Raw genomic sequence first — 20,840 nt, forward strand, 5'->3', positions numbered from 1 at the left:
TTAATCTCTTAAAAAACCACTCAAAGGCGAGCTTGCACTTGGCGTACTTTCATTTGCTATACCTGCTAAATACGCATTATATCCTGCTTCTATAGCCAAAGCAAAAGCCTTTGCCATTTTTGCTACATCTTTAGCTTGAGCTATGGCGGTATTTGCCATCACTGCACTTACTCCCATTTGCATGGCTTCACAAGCTTGTGCTGGATTTCCTATACCTGCATCTACTATAATAGGTAAGCTAATTTCATTAAGTAAAATTTGTATAAATTCTTTAGTTTTTAAGCCCTTATTGCTTCCTATAGGAGCTCCAAGAGGCATTATAGCAGCAGCTCCCGCATTAGCCATAGCACGTGCTGCATATAAATCAGGATACATATAAACTAAAGGTGTAAAACCCTCATTTGCTAAAAGTTCTACTGCTTTTATACTTTCATAATTATCCGGTAGTAAATATTTACTATCGCTAATTACTTCAACCTTAATCATATCTCCACAGCCAAGCTCTCTTGCAAGTCTTGCTATACGCAATGCCTCATTAGCATTTCTTGCACCTGAAGTATTTGGCAAAAGCTTAATATGCTTTGGGATAAAATCAAGTATATTTTCTATGCCTTTATCATTTACCCTGCGTAAAGCTAAGGTGATAAGCTCCACTTTTGCTTCTTCAATGGCTGATTTTATAAGCTCAAAAGAAAATTTCCCAGAACCTAGAATAAACCTAGAATTAAACTCATATTTTCCTATTTTTAATTTTTCCATTACTCACTCGCTAAAAGTTCTAAAACTAAATTTGCTTGATGTCCTGCACAAATATTTACACGCGGTGCCATAAGTCCATTGCCTACTTTTGCCTCATTTTTTAAATCCCCACAAACATAAAAGTTTTTTGCGATTTTTCTTGTTTGTATGCTGTTGCTATCGCCATACCCTGCTAAACCAGAAGCACAAATTAATGTTTTTTGAGGATAGTGTTGGTGAAAATTTTGCGCTAAAAGGGCTTTGTATTTTGCACTATCAAAGGCTTCACAAACTATATCATCATCTGTAAAAAGTTTGGCTATATTTTCTTTTTCTATTTTTAAAACTTGTGCAAATACTTCTATAAAAGGATTAATTTTAGCGATTTGGTCTTTTAAAGCTTCAGCCTTAAATTTACCCAAATCTTCCACCATATAAGCTTGACGGTTAAGATTACTTGGCTCAACCACATCAAAATCAATCAAATGAAGCCTACCAACCCCGCTTCTTGCTAAATTTATAGCTATATGCGAGCCAAGTCCACCAAGTCCACACACTGCCACACTTGCCTTTTTAAGCTTATCATGAAGTTTTGGAGTATGTCTTGCCCTCATCATCGCATCAAGAGCTTCATATGGTGGTAAAGTATTTTTTTCTATACAAAAAAGCTCATCATTTTCTTTTAGATCCAAACTTTCTTTTGTTGCAAAACCATTGACTATCCATACATCATTTTCATTTTTACTCACACTTTGAAAAAATTCCAAAGTGTTTTTAAAATGCGTGTTTATCATACTACCATTAAATTTAATTCTCATCAACCACCACCTACAAAAGTAACAATCTCTACTTTATCATTTTCTTTTAAAATCAAATTTTCAAATTTATCCCTTGGGATAATTTCTCCGTTTAATTCTAAGGCAATAAATTCTATTTTTAATTGCTTTTCTTTAACATAATCCATAAATCTAAGCTCTTTTAACTCAAGCTTTTGCCCATTGATAATCATTTAAAACCTTTACTTATTTTACTTAAAATACTTACTCACTTACATTATTATAATTAAATCTTAAAATAACAGCTTCTTTTATCTCTCCAATATCAATAGCATCTTCTAAATTATAACCAAGTTTCAAAAGTAAAATTTCCAAATCTTTTTTAAATTTTATTTTTGTAGGTTTATTATGATAGGTTTCATTTCTAGCTTTTCTTATTTGACTTAGTTTTGTCTTAAGATGTTCTTTGGTGCCAAAACTTGGTAAGACTTGATTTTTATATATTTTTTTATCTTTAAATATATAAGCAAATTCACTCCAATGATCTATTAATATCCCTTCTAAATCAATCAGACAAAAATCATCAAAAATTTGCCAAGTGCTATTATATTCATCTATTTTTTGACATCTCTTTTTAACTTTTTTTAAAAGATTTTTCAAAGCAAGATTAAAAACTTCTTCACTAGATTTAAACCAATCATCATCTAACTTATTATACAAATTTGCTATTTTTACTGCTAAAGTACTTCTTAGAGCATTTTCATAACATTGTAAAAGTAAAAAATTTGCTTGATGGTTTTTGCGTCTTTTGGAATAAATTTTCATAATTAGCTCAAACAAATCTTCGCATTTTTGATTTTTTCTAAAATCTTTTGTACTTCTTTGCAAGCTCCCCACAAATATCCAAAATGCAAAACATTAATCCCTTTTATCATTCTAAATTTAAAATCACATTTTAATTTAAAATTGATAAATAGCTTTTCTATTTTTTCATAGCTACTTACATCAAGCTCAAAAGACATTTTACTTCCTATTAACTCCATTTTAAAAAATTAATGATATAATTTTAGAAGTTTAGAGGGCTAACTTGCCGGTAGCTGCAAGGTACTCTTAAATGAGAGGCTACTCTAAATTCCTATTGCATCCATGCTTTTCCTAGTTAAAATTCTCTAATAAATCTTTAAAAACTAAATACAATTTTTCAAGCTCTTCTATACTCACTCTTTCATCAATTGCATGAATTCTATCATTGCACACGCCAAATTCTACCACCTTCACACCAAACTCAGCAAAATATCTTGCATCACTTGTACCACCTTTGGTGTTAAGTTCTGGCACTACTTGAGTGATTTTTTGCACACTTTCATTTAGTTTTTGTACGATTTTAGAATCACTTTGTGTTAAAAAAGGCTTTGAACTTTGATTTATACTCAACTCATAATCAAGCCCTTCACAAGTCTTTTCTACATAAGCTTTTACATCTTCTAAGCTAGTTTGTGGAGAATTTCTCACATTAAACATCAATTTTAAATCATTTGGGGTTACATTGCACACTTCCATACCACCGCGTATATCAGTAATAACGATTTTAGATGGTGCAAATACCTCATCGCCTGGATCAAGATCAAAACCTGCTAAAAATTTCAAAGCAAAAGCAAAATTATGCACAGGATTAATGCATTTTTGCGGGTATGCTACATGACCTTGCTTACCTTTGATGAGTAATTTTGCATTGATAGAACCACGACGCCCTATTTTAATACTATCTCCAAATTTTTTATCACAGGTTGGCTCAGCAACCACAGCAAAATCAGGTAGCATATCTTTTTCTTGCATAAATTTAAGCACTTCAAGCGTGCCAAATTTAGCCTCGCCTTCTTCATCGCTTGTTAAAATCAGTGAAATTCTTCCTTTGAAATTTTCTACCTCCTTAACTGCACACATAAAAGCAGCCACGCCACTTTTCATATCTTGCGCACCTCTTACATAAATAAACCCATCTTTTTCTAAAGGCTCAAAAGGATCACTGCTCCAACCCTCTCCTGCAGGCACTACATCTACATGCCCGCCAAAAGCTAAATGCTCACCATCATCACTAAATTTTTTAGTCAGCAAAAGATTTTTCACACCTTCTTTTTCTATAAAAAAAGCTTCAAAATCACTTAACTCCACTGCAATATAATTTAATGCTCCATCATCATCTGGGGTGATGGATTTAAATTTGCTCAATTCTTTAAAAATTTCAACTACTTGCATGTTCTATCCTATAAAAGTTTTATACAGCATAGAAAGAGCAAAATACTCTAAAATAAATGCTGAAAAAAGATTAATGTAAAATATATGTTTGTTTTTTACAAGTGCTTTGAATTTAGACACAAAAAACGATAGAGTAAAAATCCAAAACACAATAAAACCAACCAAACCAAAAAGCAAGGCAAAAGAGTTTTTACTCTGCATGCTAAGCCCTACTACACTCACCCAAAAGCCTATAACATAAGGATTTGTAACATTTAAGAAAAATCCTTTGCTAAAACCTTTTAAAGGATGTGTTTTATTTACCTTGTTAAGATCGACTTTTCTTGTTTTTCTTAGCATTAAAAATACCATAAAACTCAAAAAGAAAAAGCCAAAAACCGCTAGTATTTTATAAAAAAATTCATTATTTGCAAAGCTTAAAAGCCCAAGATTAATCAAAATCAAAAAAAGTATATCAGCACTTAAAGCACCGAGCCCAACGCAAAAAGCATTTTTAAAAGAAGACAAAGCAGTATTTAAGATCAAAATATTCACAGGTCCAAAAGGCACAGACACACCCATACCTAAAACTATGCCTTGTAAGATTACTTCTAACATTTTGCTTCCAAGAAATTTTCTATATCGGTTTTGATTTTATCAATGGCTGTGCAAACATCTTCTATATAAACTTTAGTAAAATTACTTTCTAAATATTTATCCTCATCAAGATTGTTTAATATACTTTGCTTACATACTCTTGCATACTCTCCCACGGGTAAAACCTGCCCACTTGTGCCTATACATACAAATAAATCGCAATTTTGTAATTTTTCATATAAAATTTTATAATTTGGCGCCATTTCTTCAAACATCACGATATTGTGTCTTATACTTTTGCTTTGACATTTAGGACAAATTTTATCATCACTACTTTCATAGCCTATGTTAAAAATATTTTCACACTCTAAACACCAAAGCTCAGGTAAAAAACCATGCAAATGCACCACTTCTTCACAACCTGCTCGCTCTAATAAATCATCTATATTTTGCGTTAAAATGCTAATTTGTTTTGGAAATTTTTGTTTTAATAAAGCGATGATTTCATGTGCGTGATTTGGCTTAACACTAGCTAACTCTTTTCTTCTTTTATTATAAAATTCCAAAACTTTTTTAGGATTTTTTCTAAAGCCAGTTGCTGAGCAAACTTCCATCACATCATGCTCTTCCCAAAGCCCACCACTAGCTCTAAAAGTCTTTATACCACTTGGAGCAGACAAACCTGCCCCGCTTAAAATCATCACTTGTTTCATTATTAAACCTTGTTTAAAAGAGTAACAAAAAAATATTAAATTTAAGTTTTATTTTTTAAAGATAGCTTTGATATAATATCCAAAAAGGATAATTATGAAAATAATAATGTATCACTACATAAGAGAAAAAGTAAAAAAATTACCTAATTTTAGATATTTACATATTGAAAATTTTAAAAAACAATTAGATTTTTTTGAAAAAGAATTTGGATTTGTAAACCTTGAAGAATTTTTATTTTTAAAAGAAAATCCATTATTTTGTAATAAATTAAAAAACAAAATTCTATTAACCTTTGATGATGGACTTAAAGATCATTATAATTATGTCTTTAACGAACTTACAAAAAGAAAGCTTTTTGGTATATTTTTTGTTCCTACTCGTATATTTAAACAGAAAAAAGCACTAGATGTTCATAGAATACATTATTTACTTGGAAAAATGGGGGGGGGGGATTTTATTAAACACTGCCTATAATATTATAAAACCAAGCATGTTAAAAAGATCTTCTTTAAAACTTTTTAAAAACTATTATCAAGAATTGGATGATGATAAAAGTACAAAAGACTTTAAACTCTTATTTAATTATTTTATAAAACCAGAATATAAAGAAAAAATTTTAGATCAAGTTATTACAAATTTTTGGAATGATGATGAAATTTTTGATAATTTATATTTAAGTAAAAATGAATTGAAAACAATGAGTGATAATGGTATGTTGATAGCTAGCCATAGCTTTACCCATTTAAGCTTTAAAACATTGAACATATATAACCAAAAATATGAGCTAAAATCCTCTATAAATTTTTTAAACTCTTTTATAAAACCACCAATACAAATATTTTCTTATCCCTATGGAGAAAGCACCTCTTATGCAAAAAGATGGCTTAAAAAATATAATTTTGATTTTGCTTTTAGCTCCATACCTTCAAAAGATATTAACTACAAAGACTTAATTAATAATCCTTTTGCTCTTCATAGGTATGATTGCAATGAGTTTATATATGGAAAGGCTAACTATGGTTGAAATCCGTTTTGCAAAATTAGAAGAAGCAAACAAAATAATGGAATTTATAAAAAATCATTGGAATAAAAATCATGTATTTGCCTATAATAAAGAAGTGCTTGATTTTCAGTATTTAGATAAATACAATCAAAGGTATAATATTGTTTTGGGATTAGAAGATAATATTATTCAATCTATATTAGGCTTTACCTTACTTAGTCAATATGATAATAAACTCGAAGCCAACAAAGATTTATGGTTTGGAATTTGGAAAAGCATTAAACCTACATTTGGATTAGTATTAATTAAATTTCTACTAGAAACTTTAACACCAAAATCAATTGGAAATGCTGGATTATCAGAGTATGGTATAAAATATTATAAACTTTTTTTATATGATAAAATAGAACCACTTAAGCATTTTTATATTAAAAATGATAAAAAAAATATTTTTTATATGGCTGATTTTGCAAATTCTCCATCGATATGTAACTTAAAAAATATTAATTTTACATATAAAATTTTAAATGCAGAAGAATTCATAAAATCAAATATTAAATTTAATTTTATACCTTATAAATCCAAAAAATACTTTATAAACAGATACTACAACAACCCTTTTTACAAATATCAATTTTTGGGAATATTTGAAAAATCTACACTAAAATGTATTTTTGTTACAAGAGAAATAAAAATACTTCAAGCAAAATGCATTAGAATAGTTGATTTTATAGGTAATTTTACAGAAAATATTTATAGTCTTTTTCAAGAATTTTTAATACAAAATGATTATGAATATATTGATTTTCTTTGCTATATTAACGATTTTTCAAAAATTACAAATATGGGATTTATAGAAAAAAATAAAGAAGTGATTACAAATTATTTTGAACCTTTTATTAAAGAAAATCAAGATATCTATTTTGCATATAAATGTAATAATAAAAACTATGCATTTTTTAAAGGTGATAGTGATCAAGATAGGATTAATAAATTATAATTTAACCACCTTAGCACCAAAACCACCTTGATTAATCGGAGCATCATTAAAGCTTTTTACACTTTTGTGGGCTTTTAAAAACTCTTTTACCGCAAAAGCTAGTTTTCCTGTGCCTATACCATGATAAACTATCACCTCATCAAAACCCACTATCAAAGCATCAGAGATAAATTTATCTAATCTTTCAAGCGCCTCATCACTTCTTAAGCCGTGTAAATCTAAAGTCATATTTAAAGCACTTGGACGGGTTATATTGACACTTGATTTTACCTTTTGTGTAGGGTTTTGATTGCTTTTTTTAAGAAGCTTTAATGGCACACGCAAACTCAAACCTTCGCTTTGAATCATCGCATCGTTTTTTGAAATTGCAGTGATTTTACCTTTGATTTTTTCATATTTAACAAAATCCCCTACTCTAAGCTCTTCATTTTGCTCCATACTTGGTAAAATAATACTTTTTTTAAGTTCATTGGCTTTGTTTAAACTTCTTTGTTTTTCTTTAATATCTTTTAGATTTATCGTTTTTTTAGCTTCTTCTATGGCTTTGTGGTATTTAAACTCTAAATTAGAAATAAGCTTTTTAAATTCTTGCTCATTTTTTTCTTTTTGATCTTTAAGTGAAAGTAAAATTTCATCTACCTTAGCTTCTTTTTTCTCAAGCTCTTCATTTTTCTTGCGTAAAGAAAGTTCAAGATTGATATTTTTACTTACCATTTCTTCTAAATTTTCTTTATCTTCTCCATAAAGCTTTTTAGCATTTTGCACTAAATTTGCACTTATGCCATATCTTAAAGCCGTTTCAAATGCATAAGATTTGCCTATAGTGCCTTTTAAAAACTCATATTTTGGGCGTGATAATTCCTCATCATACAAAGCAGCGATGAGTTCTACTTGTGAATTTTTAGCTAAAAGCATAGCAAGGCGTTTGTGGTGGGTTGTAATGATGATTTTATTATCTTGTTCTAAAAGCTTAGAAATAAGCTCAGTATATAAACACGCAGCTTCCTCAAAATCTGTCCCAAGCTCTATCTCATCAACCCCCAATAAAACATTTTTCTTACCTAAAAGCTTAGAAAAATGCAACATTCTTCCTGCAAAAGTAGAAATATCATTTTTTACATTTTGTGGATCTTCTAAAATCGCATCAAATTCTTTGAAATTGCCTATTTGGCTTTTTTGTGCGTTAATTTTCATAGGAAGCAAATGCTTTGCAAGTAAAGCTGCACTTAAAATTCCTTTTAAAAGCATAGACTTACCACCCGCATTTACACCCGTGATGATTAAAACTTTTTTATTAAACTCTATATTAACACTTTTTGCATTTTTTAAAGCCGGATGTGCGAAGTTATATAAGCTTAAATTATTAGAACTATCAGCTAAAACAAACTCATAATCATGTTTTTTAGCCATCAAAACTCTAGCACTATAATGATCAAATAAATCAAAAGCATTATTGATAAATTTCAAAAACATCAAATTTTTATAAAAAATCAAGCTGATTTTTTTAGCATACTCATAAAAAATTTCTTCTTTAGCATCTTTGATTTCATCTATTTGACTTTGGATTTTTTCTACGCTTAAAGGCACCACATAAAACCCACTGCCACTACTTCTACCTATGATTTTTGCTTTTAAGACATGATTAAACCCACCGCGTAAAAGCAAGGCCTCCATACCATTGATAAGATGGATTTGCGTATCAATCAAATATACACTAAGATTTTTAGTATAGGTGAGTTTTTTAAACTCAGCTACCAAACTTTCTTTTTTTATCTTTAGAGCTAAATTTAGATTAACAAGTCTTTCATCAACACTTTCTTTAATCTCACCCTTTTCATCAAAATACTCAAAAAGCTCTAAAATAGCCTGTGGAATTTCTATTTTTAAAAGCCATTCTTTTAAACTTTCTTCAAATTTTAAACCCTTTAAGTATCTAAAATACATACAGATTTTAATAAATTCAAAGCTTTGACTTAAATGTAAAATTCCTTGCTTGCTAAGATGAATTAAAGCACCACTTAGTTCTTCTATCATAGGCGGAGGATTAAAATCAATCAGTGAAAGCTCATTGATTCTTTTATAATGAAGTTTGCTATCACCTTGTAAAAAAATTTCTTTATCTCTTGCAAAAAGTCCCCTAAAGTCTTCTATATAGCCATCTAAATCTAGCTTTTTAAAAAATTGCTCTTGCATTATTTATCTACCTTGCAATCTTTTATATCAAAAACATAGGCTTTAAATTGTTTATTTTTACCATTTGAAATAAAACTTTGCGTTCCATGCTCAAAATTAAAATACTCTTTAGTGACATTAACATCTTTGCAAATTAGACTTTGTCCTTGTAAAAATGCATTGAGTGTTTCTTTTTTTAAAATACCACTTCTTGTGACACTTAACTCAAATTTAATCGCAAAGGCAATCATCAAAATCAACACTAAAATCAAAAGATAATTACTAATCTTGCCTATTTTTTTACGCAAAAAAATGAAAAAAAGTAAAATCGCAAAAAAAGCTAAGACATATAAAAAAATCTTAAACATACTTACCCCTAAGCTTTGTGCTTATATCTCCTGCACCAAAACCAATTACCAAGCCATTTTCAATCAACTCATCATCAAGATAAATAGCATTTTCTTCTCTTTTAATTTCTTTTATAAATTTAGCTTTTGGAAAGTATTTTTGCATATTAATATCTATTTTAGCTTCCCCTGCTGCATACACAGGTAAAATATAAAGCTCATCAACATTTGCTAAAACCTCGCTAAAATACTCTATATTTACACTCAAACGCGTATAACGATGAGGCTCAAAAATAGCTATGATTTTTTTATATCCAGCTAGCCTTGCATACTCACTTGCTGCTTTAAGTGTTGTTTTGATTTCTGTTGGATGGTGTCCATAATCATCAATCAAGGCCATATTTTCATTTGCAAATAAAATATCAAATCTTTTTTTAATCCCTTGATATTTTAAAAGCTTAGTTTTTAGCTCTTCTATATTTATAAATTCACTCGCAGCCAAAATAGCCAAAGCAGCGTCCATCGCCACATGCTCACCCATACCAAAAACGCTAAATTCGCCTAAATCTTTAAGTGTAAAATAGGTTTTTGGCTTAAAATCTTCTACTTTCATATAAATATTTGTGATATCTTTGCTTGGGTAAAGCTTTTTTGCATTATTTAAATTTAAACTTGACAAAAACTCATCTTCAGCATTAATCACTTGAATTTTAGACAAACGCAAAAAGTCTTCATAAGCTTTGTATAATTTTGAAAGATCATTTCCATAATGATCTAAATGTTCTGCTTCAACATTAGTCACTATAGCTAAATAAGGATTTGAGTTCAAAAAAGAACTGTCACTCTCATCAGCTTCAAAAATGAGATTTTCGCTTTCTTTATAAAGCATATTGGTGCCACTTTCTTTCAACACTGCACCAATAATAACAGAAGCTTCTATCAAGCTTGCTAAAATGCTTGAAGTTGTGCTTTTACCATGGGCTCCCGCAACCGCAAAAACTCTTTTGTCTTTTAAAATCATAGGCAGGGCTTCTTTTCTTGAAAGCGTTGTGATGTTTTGTTTTTTTGCACTGATTAATTCTTCATTATCTTCTTTGATAGCAGCTGAATACACCACTAAATCCACATCTTTGACATTGTCTTTATGATGAGGAATTTTTATATTTATACCTTCTTTTTCTAATTCTTTTGTGATTTTACTTTCTTTGATATCAGAACCACTAATCTTAAAGTCTTGTTCTTTTAAAAATCTCGCCAAAGCTGAAATTCCAATACCACCTATACCTATAAAATGAATTTTTTGCATTCTTGCCTCAAATTTTTTGAAAATTTAAGGCAAAATTCTATCATTTGTTTACTAAAAATAAAATATAAAAAGCCCTTAGAGATAAAATCTACTCGCTATTATTTGATGTTTTGAGATTGACTAGTCTATAATTTAATTGCTTTTGAAACAACTCTTTATAATTTTTTGAAAATTTTTTATGATATAAATCTAGCTCAAAAGCCTTATTTGTGTCTTTTATACTAGTATTATTTTCAAAATAATAACCATTATCTCCACTATACACTCCATTTTGATCAATCCAAACAAGCTCATTAAAACCAAATTCTAACTTTTCATTTTTTACAGATGCTAACATATTTCTTCCTCCTAAACTTAAATATTTTGTATCACTAAGAGTAAGACTATAAAGTGTTGGAAAAATATCTTTATGCGAACCCACACGATTTTTATCATAATAAATATCATTTTTCAAATACTTTGGAAGATATAAATAAAAAGGTACACTATAAGCAAAAGCTTTTTGGGATTTTATATCCATCTTAATATCTCTAAATCTATGATCTCCTGTGGCAGCAACAATAATATTTTCCCTAAAACTACTTTCTTTTATGCGATCTAAAAATTTTCCAAATTCATCATTTGCATACGCATAAGCATTTAAAGCACCTATAGAATCACTGATAATAAATTGACTTAATATTTTTTCATCTAAAGCGTTCTCATCAATAAGTTGTGTTCTGCTTTTATGTATATAAGGTCTATGAGTGGAAATACTAAGAGAAATGACAAGCGTAGGATTTTTAGCATTTTCAAATATAGAATATATTTTTTTATACATAAACTCATCAGCTATACCGTATTTATGTTTTGTTTTTCTAGCTTGTGGAAAATCTTGCATAAGTGTATTTTCATCTATAATTTCATCTACACCTTGATTTTTTAAATAATTTCCAAGATTATACCAAGAAGCATTACCGCTATAAACAAAAATTATTTTATACCCTGCATTTTTGTAAATTTGCAAAGGTGTAAAGACTAATTTTTCTTTTTGATACAATCCATTTGAAATAATATTTGGACTTAAAAAAATAAACGATTAAAACTTTCTATAGTATTATTTCCACTAGATAAAAATCTAGTAAAAATAATATCTTGTTCAAAATGTTTTTTTAAATTTCCCAAAAGATTAGTGTTTTCAGTGCTAAACTCAGCTAAATTTAAACCAAAACTTTCCATGATGTTAATATAAATATGATTTTTAGCATGACTTTGATGTGTCAAAGTAGTATCAAACATAGGAAAAAGTTTTTCTTCTAGTTGATTAAGCTGTTTTATATCTACACTTTTAAATTCTTGTTGATTTTTATACTCTTTATATGCCCAAGAAAAAGCCATCAAGGGATTTGTAGAAATTTCATTAAAAGCTTTTATAGTGCTAAATTCATAACTTGAAGCTCTTAGTGCATTATAAGTAAAATATCCTCTTAATGCCACAACATAAGCATAAATTAGTAAAATGTTTAATAAAACAAAAAATACTAGCTTTAGCTTAATAGTCTCTAATTTTAAGCTAAGAATTTTAATATTAAGATAAAAACAAAATATACTAAAAATTATAGCTACTAGCAATGCTTTTATGATAGGATAATCAGAAAAGACTATAGATAATATTGCCTTAGTATCATCATCTTTTAAACCAAAAATAAAAATATCAATTTTGCTTGCATAAAGTTGAAAGTAATAATAATGTATAAACGCAGAAATTAAAACAACAAAAGCTATAAAAGCTACATAAAAACTAGAAAGATAAATATAAAATTTAGCGATTACCCCCCCCCGTAGCGTGATATTTTCTATCTTTAAAAACCAAACTTATATAAGAAAATAAACCACACAAAAATAGAGGTAAAAAAAATGGCACTAAAGGTTCTCATATCATGACCTAGTCCATACACATATACCATTAAGCTATTTTCACTTTCATTAGTTAAATTTTTTATCATCAAAAACCTAACTAAAGCAAAAATTCCCATAAAAATAAAACTAAAAGAAAGAATTTGTAATAAAATTTTTCTCATTATACTCCTTTAATAATATTTTCTTGTTAAAAATATTATTCTTCATAATTTTTCACAAGCTTATCAAAGCCCCATAAATTTCTAGCTTCATTTGCCTTACTAACTTCCACTACAAGCATTTCTTCTTGATCGCCAAGTTGCTCTTGCACTTCGCCAAAAGCATTAATAAAAAAGCTATCTCCATAAAATTTCCACTCATTTTCTTGCTTTAAATTACCTATACGATTAACCCTTAAAATGCTTGATGAGTTTAAAAAGGCTCTTGTTTTTAAAAGTTCTAGCCATCTTTGATTACTTTCAAAGGTGCTAGCTGTGGGAATGATGACTAAGTCTATCTTTTTTTTCATGATCATTTGCCAAAAGATATCAAAATGTGCCTCAAAGCCAAAAAGCAAAGCACATTTTAAGCCCTCATGTGTGAAAGTAAAAAGTTTAAGCTTATCAGCTTTTTTATTGTTAAAAAATTTTTCTTCATTCCAGTGTGCATAAGGCATTAAAATTTGTTGCTCATACACTTTTACATTTTGTGGACCTACTTTTAAGCATAGTTTTTTTAAACCATCATTTTCAACACTTATGAAAGGTGCAATAATATTTAAATCATATTTTTTAGCAAGTTTTATCAAGCTTGCTTTTTTACTTTGACTTTGTTCTTTGATCATACTTTTTGGCATAGTTTTTAGCTCACTAAAAAAGCTATTTAAAACATACTCGCCCAAAACCACCAAATTCGCACCACTTTCCTTAGCAGCTTTTAGATAATAATCAAGCCTTGATTCACTCAAAGCCAAAGTGGGAAATTGTAAAGCTACAACACTACTCATCTACTTGCTCGATTTCTAATTTAGCATTTTCAAGCATAGTTCTTGCTTGCTTGATACTTTTTAAACCTTCTTTATAAATTTCTACGCAAGTTTTAAGGTCCAAATCTTTATCATTAAGTTTTTCCAAAGAAAGCTCGGCTTGTTTGATATGATCTTCAAATTCCATTAATTACTCACCTTATAATTTGGTGCTTCAGCAGTGATAGTTACATCATGCACATGGCTTTCTTTTAATCCTGCTACGGTGATTTCTACAAATTCAGCTCTTTCTTGGAAAGCTTTGATATCTACTGCACCTACATAACCCATAGAAGATCTAAGCCCACCTAAAAGTTGATGTACTACACTTTTTATACTTCCTACATAAGGCACCCTACCTTCAATACCTTCAGGTACAAGTTTATCTTGAGCTGTACCTTCTTGGAAATATCTATCTGAACTACCTTTTTGCATAGCACCTAAGCTTCCCATGCCACGATAACTCTTATATTGTCTTCCTTGATAAGTAAATAACTCACCTGGACTCTCATCAGTTCCTGCCAAAAGTGAACCTATCATCACACTACTTGCTCCTGCTGCGATAGCTTTTGCAATATCACCTGAGTATTTTATACCCCCATCAGCGATTACTGGCACGCTGTATTTACTCGCTTCTATTGCACATTCATCTATAGCTGAAATTTGAGGTACACCCACACCCGAAACAATACGAGTGGTGCAAATACTACCAGGTCCTATACCTATCTTAACAGCGTCTGCACCTGCTTCACATAGATCTTTAACTGCTTTAGCACTTGCAACATTTCCTACTATCACATCTACATTAAACTCAGCCTTAATTGCTTTTAATGTATCAATAATCCCTTTAGAATGTCCATGCGCACTATCCATTACTATAACATCAACTTCAGCTTCTACTAAAGCCTTTACGCGATCAAGCTGACCCACACCTACGGCTGCAGCCACTCTTAATCTTCCATAGGCGTCTTTATTTGAATTTGGATATTCTTTGCGTTTTTTCAAATCTTTTATAGTAATTAAACCTTCTAAGCGATTATTTTCATCTACGATTGGAAGTTTTTCTACTTTATTAGTAGAGAAAATCCTTTCTGCATCATCTAAAGTAGAGCCTTTTTTAGCAGTGATTAAAGGCATTTTTGTCATTACATTTTCTACTAAATTATCAAAGTTAGTTTCAAATCTTAAATCGCGATTAGTTAAAATTCCTATTAAAATTTTATTCTCATCTACCACAGGAACGCCTGAAATTCTATATTCAGCCATGAGTTCTAGCGCTTCTTTAACACTTGCTTTAGGTCCTATATAAATAGGATCCATAATCACGCCACTTTCACTTTTTTTAACTCTTTTTATCTCTCTAACTTGTGAAGCTATGTCCATATTTTTATGGATTACCCCTATGCCACCAAGCCTTGCCATCATAATAGCTGCTCTATGTTCAGTAACTGTATCCATAGCAGCCGAAATCAAAGGCATATTTAAGGTGATATTTTTTGTAAGTCTTGTTTTAATATCTACTTCTTTAGGTAAAACCTCAGAATATTGAGGGACTAGTAAAACATCTTCAAAAGTCAAAGCGCGTTTTATGATTTTCATAATTTTTCCTTTATTTGTTTTTGATAATTTCTTCCAAGCTCAAAGCACCATCTAATAAAGTTTGCTCATCATAAGCTTTACATATAAGTTGAGCAGAAATATTAAGTCCATTTTCATTTTTTCCTACTGGCACACTAATGCCACCAAGTCCTGCTAAATTCACTGAAATAGTAAATACATCTTCTAAATACATTTGCACTGGAGTTTTTATATCGTTAAAACCAAAAGCAACGCTTGGAGCAACTGGCATAAAAATCAAATCACAATCGTTTAAAATTTCTTCATATTTTTGCTTGATAAATCTTCTAGCCTTTTGTGCTTTGATGTAGTATGCATCATAATAGCCACTACTTAAAACAAAGGTTCCTAGTAAAATTCTTCTTTTTACTTCCTCACCAAAACCTTCACTTCTGCTATTTACATACATTTGGCTAAGATTGTCACATTTTTCACTTCTTCTACCATATCTTACGCCATCATAACGACTTAAATTTGCACTTGCTTCAGCTGCTGCTATGATATAATAAGCCGCAACATCAAATGTAGAATCCATTAAGTCTTTATAAACAATCTCATGGCCATTTGCTTTTAACATATCTATAGTTTTTAATAAGGCTTGTTTTACATCATCATTGGTTTGCTCTATATAGTTTTTAATCACAGCTATTTTTAGCTTTTTATTTGCATTTAGTTTTGGTGTAGTTGGCTCAAAAGCTATGTTTGCACTTGTGCTATCTTTTTCATCATAGCCTGCAATAGCATCATATAAAATCGCAGCATCTTCAACATTTTGCGTTAAAACTCCTATTTGATCAAGGCTTGAAGAATACGCTGCTAAACCATACCTGCTAACTCTTCCATAACTTGGCTTAAACCCAACACAACCACAAAAAGCAGCAGGTTGCCTTACTGAACCACCTGTATCTGAACCCAAACTTGCTAAAGCTATCCCTGCAGCAACCGCAGCAGCACTCCCCCCACTACTTCCACCTGGAACTTTAGTATTATCAAGCGGATTTAAAGTCTTACCATAAAAAGAAGTTGCACTTGTACTTCCCATAGCAAACTCATCCATATTACATCTTCCAAATGGAGTAAAATTATTTTTGCGTAAATTTACAATAGCGCTTGCATCATAAGGAGCCACATAGCCTTGTAAAATTTTAGAACCACAAGTTAATTCCCAATCTTTTACACTAATATTATCTTTTATAGCTACTGGTACGCCAGTACCTGAAGTGCTTAAGTCTTTATTTAAAAACTGCTCTACATAAGCACCTAAATGCTTTTGCTGATGTGCTTTTTCATTTAATTCTTTTTTTAGATTTTCTAATTCTTCATTTGAAAATTTCAAAGCTTCTTTTAAAGTTACCATTATTTATCCTTAAATTTTTTAACCAAATAAAACAAAAAAAGCGTGATAAATAAAAAGCTCAATAAAGTAATCACTACCACGCTAAAAGGTAAAGCTTGCTCAAACATTTTTTGCTTTTTCCACACTATTACATCTTGGACATAAACATTCTTCTTCTTTTGCTAAAAATTTCCAACATCTTGGACACTTGTGCAATAAAGAACGCACTATTTTAAAACTATGATCATCTATTTCAAACTCACTCAAAGCTTCTTTATCATCTAAGCTTTCTATAGAGCTTACCATAAACCAATCAGCTACTTCTTCAATATCTTCACTCAAAAGCTCATTTGCACTTGTTTGCAAGCTTAACTCTAAGGTTGATTTGATGATTTTGTCTTTTTTTAATACATCTACAAGCTCAAAGAATTTTTCTCTTGATTTTATAAATAAATCATCTTCGATTTTATACTCATAATCAAAGCCATTTTTTAATACCAAATCAAACACATCTTTAGCATTTTCTTTAATAGCCACATTTGCATGTTCTAAAGCTTCATCTATAGTGTAAGTTAAACTTGGAGCTAAAAGCGCAAAAAGCTTTCTAGCTATTAGCACCATAGCACTTTGCGCGCTTACTCTTTTTGTATCATCTTTTGCATTACAATATAATCTATCTTTGCACACATCTAAGTAAATTCCACTTAAATCCGCACTTAAGAAATTTAAAAGCACACTAAAGCCTTTTGCAAATTCATATTTTTCAAAAGCAACTTCACATGCTTCAAAAGCAACTTTTGCACGCATTAAAATCCACTTATCTAAAAGTGTGAAATTTTTTGTTTCTAAAAATTCCATATCATTAGTATTTGCAAGTAAAAATCTTATAGTATTTCTTATCTTTCTATACTGCTCGCTTACTTGTTTTAAGATATTATCTGAAATTTTTAAGTCTGTTGAATAATCACTAAGCATTATCCAAAGTCTTAAAATTTCTACCCCATAATTTTTAGCTACATTTTGAGGTAAAATCACATTACCCTTAGATTTACTCATTTTTTGACCCTTTTCATCTACGGTAAAGCCATGAGTAAGTATGTTTTTATATGGGGTTTTGTGATTGATCGCGGTAGAAATTAAAAGTGAGCTTTGAAACCATCCACGGTGCTGGTCACTTCCTTCAAGATACATTGAAGCTTGATATTCTCCTGCATCATATCTTGCTGAGTTTAATACTGCTTCCCAAGTGCTACCACTATCAAACCAAACATCTAAAATATCATAAACTTTTTCTAAATTATTTGGATCATATTTGCTATTTGGCGGTAATAAATCTTTTATTTCTAAATCCCACCACGCATCAGCTCCATTTGCTTCAAAAATTCCCACCAAATGATCTAAAACATCATCATCAAAAATCACTTCTTTGGTGTTTTTATCTCTAAAAAATGCGATAGGCACACCCCAATCTCTTTGTCTTGATATACACCAATCAGGGCGATTTTCTATCATAGAACTAAGTCTTTTTACCCCACTTTCTGGGTAAAATTTCACATTATTTAATTGCTCTAGTGCTAGCTCTCTTAAAGATTTTCCATCTAATTTTTTCTCATCCATTAAAATAAACCATTGTTTTGTGGCTCTATAAATAACCGGTTTATGTGTTCTCCAACAAAATGGATAAGAATGTATAAATTTAGAACTCTCAAGTAAAGCTTCGCCAAGCAATTCTAAAATACGCTCATTTGCTTTAAAAATATGAAGTCCTATAAACTCATTTAATAAATGCTCTGGCAAAAGCCCTTTAGCTCTTAGTGTTTCATCATAACACCCACCATCATCTACTGGCATAATCACTTCAATGCCATATTTTAAGCACGCATAATAATCATCCTCACCATGACCCGGTGCAGTATGTACAAGCCCTGTTCCACCTTCCATTAAAACATGATCGCCTAAAATAAGAGTGGATTTTCTTTGATTGAGTGGATTAATAGCACTTAAATTTTCAAATTCAACGCCTAAAAGTTCTTTTTGAATTTTTCCTTGAGTGAAGTTTTTATTAATCATATTTTCAAGCAAGGCTTTAGCAAAAATATAACCTTCTTCAGTGATAACATATTTTTCATTTGGATTTAAAGATATAGCTTGATTTGCCGGTAAAGTCCAAGGCGTGGTAGTCCAAATGACTGCTTTAGCTTTTTTTACACCTAGCTTTTCAAGGGAAGTTTTATCAAGCTCAAAAGCTACAAAAATAGAATAATCTTCTTTATCTTCATACTCTACTTCAGCTTCTGCTAATGCACTCTTAGCAGCCCAACTCCAAAAAACAGGCTTACTTCTTTCTAGCAAAAGTCCTTTTTTAGCGATTTTACATAAAGCTTTGTAAATATCTGCCTCAAAAGCATTTTTCATAGTCAAGTATGGCTCATCCCAATCAGCAATCACACCCAAAGACTTAAATTCATCTCTTTGGATATTTACAAATTCTCTCGCATGCTCTCTGCAAAACTCACGAATTTCTTTTTTGCTTAAACTTTGCTTTTTATCTTTAAGTTTAACTTCAACTTGCTGTTCTATCGGTAAACCATGACAATCCCAACCAGGAGTAAAACGCACTTTTTTACCTTGAAAATAATGCATTTTGATGATGATATCTTTTAAAATTTTATTTAAAGCATGGCCAATATGCAAATGTCCATTAGCATAAGGAGGGCCATCATGTAAAGTAAAACTCTCGCTTATTCCTTGTCTTTTTTGTTTCATTTTTTCATAAGCATAGTTGTTTTCAAACCACTTGCTAAAACGCTTAGGCTCAAGCTCTGCTAAATTTGCACGCATTGCAAAAGTCGTATTTGGAAGCAATAGCGTATCTTTATAATCCATATAATCCACCTTGAAAAATTTAAAAATAGTAAATTCTACTTAAAATACTTTTAATTTGCACTTATTTTTTTGTTATAATCGCAATAAAAAAAGGAAAATCATGAAACATCTCATCATCATTATAGGCAATGAAATTATTATTAATGAAAATTATATGCGTTATATACAAGAAGAATACAAAAAGCAGTTTTTAGAGCTTCATGAGTTAAAATTTATAAACAAACCTGATAAAGAACTTCCTTTTTTACTTGAAAAACTTTCTAAAGAATATAGCTATATAACCATTTTTAGCATTAGCGAATACTATGCAACCATAGCTAAAATCATAGCAACCTTAAATGATGATGTTTTAATCTTAGAAAATGATACCCTAGTACCTTCAAAAGCTTTACGTGAAAAAAATTCCTTTTTAAGTTCTTTTGAGCAATGCCATATTAATTTATTAAATATAAATATAGAGCAAAAATTACCTTTGATTTTGCAAAATCCTGAACTTGACTATGCGTATTTTTGTCTTTTAGATATAGATGAAATGAGTGCAAATATCTTACTTAGCACACTTACTACTTCTTTTGAAATTCAAACTTGCTCAAGTGCATTATTAGATAATCTCATTTGTATTAGAGCAAGCGCTAGTCAATATGGAAAACTAGAAGGATTTTTAAAAGGGGTTTTCAAACTTTTTGCAGGAAAAGTATTTTTAGGAAATGATCCTATTAAATTTATAGCCAAAAAACTTTTAGAAAAAAACTTAAAAATTTCCTTTGCAGAAAGTTGCACCGCAGGACTTTGTGCTTCAAAATTTGCTGAAAATTCAGGAATTTCTAATGTGTTTGAGGGTTCTTTGATCACTTATTCTAATCGTTTAAAAAATTCTTGGCTTGGGGTGAGCAATGATACTTTAGAAAGTGTTGGGGAATATTCTGATCGTTGTATTTATTTTATGTTAAAAGGGGTTTTTAAAACCACAAATTGTGATTTTGCTTTAGCGCTTAGTGGGGTAGCTGGAGAAGAAAATGATAAAAATACCAAAGCAGGCACCATCTACATAGGAGCTATGTATAAAGATGGAATCTTTTTACAAGAATGCATTCACATACAAGGCAATAGAAACTATACAAGAGAGCAAGCTAGTTTGGCTGCATATTGTTTAATGCTTAGATTAAAACCTGAAATTTTCTTTGGTGTTTAATTATAAAAGCGGTGTAGTT

The 20,840-nt window shown here is 30.2% G+C and carries 20 protein-coding genes and 1 pseudogene; 4 read left to right on the forward strand and 17 right to left on the reverse strand.

Going from position 1 to position 20,840, the window contains the following annotated elements:
- The 8 genes from CAMP5063_RS06510 to CAMP5063_RS06545 all read right to left on the reverse strand — a co-directional run bounded on the left by CAMP5063_RS06510 (position 1) and on the right by CAMP5063_RS06545 (position 5,059).
- Positions 1 to 759, reverse strand: a complete 759-nt coding sequence (locus CAMP5063_RS06510) for a thiazole synthase (protein ID WP_263662266.1) — start codon at positions 757 to 759, stop codon at positions 1 to 3.
- On the reverse strand, positions 759 to 1,559 hold the full coding sequence (thiF, locus tag CAMP5063_RS06515; RefSeq protein ID WP_263662265.1) for a thiamine biosynthesis protein ThiF: 801 nt from the start codon (positions 1,557 to 1,559) through the stop codon (positions 759 to 761). The genes CAMP5063_RS06510 and thiF overlap by 1 nt, the downstream gene beginning before the upstream one ends.
- A complete protein-coding gene (thiS, locus tag CAMP5063_RS06520) occupies positions 1,556 to 1,747 on the reverse strand; it encodes a sulfur carrier protein ThiS (protein ID WP_066006795.1) in 192 nt (63 codons plus the stop codon). Before thiS ends, thiF begins: the two co-directional genes overlap by 4 nt.
- 31 nt (positions 1,748 to 1,778) lie before the next feature.
- Positions 1,779 to 2,339: a hypothetical protein gene (locus CAMP5063_RS06525; protein WP_263662264.1), complete on the reverse strand. Its 561-nt coding sequence runs from the start codon at positions 2,337 to 2,339 to the stop codon at positions 1,779 to 1,781.
- Between the two features lie 2 nt (positions 2,340 to 2,341).
- Positions 2,342 to 2,536, reverse strand: coding sequence for a hypothetical protein (locus CAMP5063_RS06530; RefSeq protein WP_133319801.1), 195 nt, complete (start codon positions 2,534 to 2,536; stop codon positions 2,342 to 2,344).
- 133 nt (positions 2,537 to 2,669) lie between these two features.
- Positions 2,670 to 3,770 carry a succinyl-diaminopimelate desuccinylase gene (gene dapE, locus CAMP5063_RS06535; RefSeq protein ID WP_133319800.1) on the reverse strand — a complete coding sequence of 367 codons (1,101 nt, stop codon included), beginning with the start codon at positions 3,768 to 3,770 and terminating at the stop codon, positions 2,670 to 2,672.
- Between the two features lie 3 nt (positions 3,771 to 3,773).
- On the reverse strand, positions 3,774 to 4,367 hold the full coding sequence (locus CAMP5063_RS06540; RefSeq protein WP_337195034.1) for a LysE family transporter: 594 nt from the start codon (positions 4,365 to 4,367) through the stop codon (positions 3,774 to 3,776).
- Complete coding sequence (locus tag CAMP5063_RS06545; protein ID WP_263659648.1) at positions 4,361 to 5,059, reverse strand: SIR2 family NAD-dependent protein deacylase; 699 nt, start codon at positions 5,057 to 5,059, stop codon at positions 4,361 to 4,363. Before CAMP5063_RS06545 ends, CAMP5063_RS06540 begins: the two co-directional genes overlap by 7 nt.
- 94 nt (positions 5,060 to 5,153) lie before the next feature.
- Between CAMP5063_RS06545 and CAMP5063_RS06550 the strand changes: the two genes are divergently transcribed.
- Genes CAMP5063_RS06550 through CAMP5063_RS06560 form a run of 3 tightly spaced genes read left to right on the forward strand, consistent with a single transcriptional unit; the run spans position 5,154 to position 7,063 of the window.
- Positions 5,154 to 5,534 (forward strand): hypothetical protein, encoded by a 381-nt coding sequence (locus CAMP5063_RS06550; protein ID WP_337195035.1) that lies wholly within the window; start codon positions 5,154 to 5,156, stop codon positions 5,532 to 5,534.
- 16 nt (positions 5,535 to 5,550) lie between these two features.
- On the forward strand, positions 5,551 to 6,084 hold the full coding sequence (locus CAMP5063_RS06555; protein WP_258107962.1) for a polysaccharide deacetylase family protein: 534 nt from the start codon (positions 5,551 to 5,553) through the stop codon (positions 6,082 to 6,084).
- Positions 6,050 to 7,063, forward strand: coding sequence for a hypothetical protein (locus tag CAMP5063_RS06560; RefSeq protein ID WP_263659650.1), 1,014 nt, complete (start codon positions 6,050 to 6,052; stop codon positions 7,061 to 7,063). The genes CAMP5063_RS06555 and CAMP5063_RS06560 overlap by 35 nt, the downstream gene beginning before the upstream one ends.
- Here CAMP5063_RS06560 and CAMP5063_RS06565 read toward each other — a convergent pair.
- From CAMP5063_RS06565 to ileS, 9 genes and pseudogenes are all read right to left on the reverse strand, one after another.
- Positions 7,058 to 9,256: an endonuclease MutS2 gene (locus CAMP5063_RS06565; RefSeq protein ID WP_337195036.1), complete on the reverse strand. Its 2,199-nt coding sequence runs from the start codon at positions 9,254 to 9,256 to the stop codon at positions 7,058 to 7,060. The two genes, CAMP5063_RS06560 and CAMP5063_RS06565, sit on opposite strands and share 6 nt — an antisense overlap.
- Positions 9,256 to 9,603: a hypothetical protein gene (locus CAMP5063_RS06570; protein WP_263671733.1), complete on the reverse strand. Its 348-nt coding sequence runs from the start codon at positions 9,601 to 9,603 to the stop codon at positions 9,256 to 9,258. Before CAMP5063_RS06570 ends, CAMP5063_RS06565 begins: the two co-directional genes overlap by 1 nt.
- Complete coding sequence (gene murC, locus CAMP5063_RS06575; protein WP_337195037.1) at positions 9,596 to 10,888, reverse strand: UDP-N-acetylmuramate--L-alanine ligase; 1,293 nt, start codon at positions 10,886 to 10,888, stop codon at positions 9,596 to 9,598. The genes CAMP5063_RS06570 and murC overlap by 8 nt, the downstream gene beginning before the upstream one ends.
- Positions 10,889 to 10,976: 88 nt before the next feature.
- Positions 10,977 to 12,948, reverse strand: a pseudogene (locus CAMP5063_RS08530) (LTA synthase family protein).
- Positions 12,949 to 12,983: 35 nt separating this feature from the next.
- Positions 12,984 to 13,772 (reverse strand): carbon-nitrogen hydrolase family protein, encoded by a 789-nt coding sequence (locus CAMP5063_RS06595; RefSeq protein WP_263666840.1) that lies wholly within the window; start codon positions 13,770 to 13,772, stop codon positions 12,984 to 12,986.
- Complete coding sequence (gene xseB / locus CAMP5063_RS06600) at positions 13,765 to 13,938, reverse strand: exodeoxyribonuclease VII small subunit (protein WP_039628709.1); 174 nt, start codon at positions 13,936 to 13,938, stop codon at positions 13,765 to 13,767. Before xseB ends, CAMP5063_RS06595 begins: the two co-directional genes overlap by 8 nt.
- The gene (gene guaB / locus CAMP5063_RS06605; RefSeq protein ID WP_263665049.1) at positions 13,938 to 15,389 is read right to left on the reverse strand and encodes an IMP dehydrogenase; all 1,452 of its coding nucleotides are present in this window, start codon (positions 15,387 to 15,389) and stop codon (positions 13,938 to 13,940) included. Before guaB ends, xseB begins: the two co-directional genes overlap by 1 nt.
- 10 nt (positions 15,390 to 15,399) lie before the next feature.
- Positions 15,400 to 16,764 carry an Asp-tRNA(Asn)/Glu-tRNA(Gln) amidotransferase subunit GatA gene (gene gatA / locus CAMP5063_RS06610; protein WP_263726172.1) on the reverse strand — a complete coding sequence of 455 codons (1,365 nt, stop codon included), beginning with the start codon at positions 16,762 to 16,764 and terminating at the stop codon, positions 15,400 to 15,402.
- A gap of 99 nt (positions 16,765 to 16,863) precedes the next feature.
- Positions 16,864 to 19,629, reverse strand: a complete 2,766-nt coding sequence (gene ileS / locus CAMP5063_RS06615) for an isoleucine--tRNA ligase (RefSeq protein ID WP_337195040.1) — start codon at positions 19,627 to 19,629, stop codon at positions 16,864 to 16,866.
- A 100-nt stretch (positions 19,630 to 19,729) separates the two neighbouring features.
- Here ileS and CAMP5063_RS06620 point away from each other — a divergent pair, with 100 nt between their 5' ends.
- Positions 19,730 to 20,821 carry a CinA family protein gene (locus CAMP5063_RS06620; protein ID WP_337195041.1) on the forward strand — a complete coding sequence of 364 codons (1,092 nt, stop codon included), beginning with the start codon at positions 19,730 to 19,732 and terminating at the stop codon, positions 20,819 to 20,821.
- The last annotated feature ends 19 nt before the right edge of the window (positions 20,822 to 20,840 follow it).

Source organism: Campylobacter sp. RM5063 (genome assembly GCF_024723655.1).
In the GTDB taxonomy this organism is placed as follows: Bacteria; Campylobacterota; Campylobacteria; order Campylobacterales; family Campylobacteraceae; genus Campylobacter_D; species Campylobacter_D lari_D.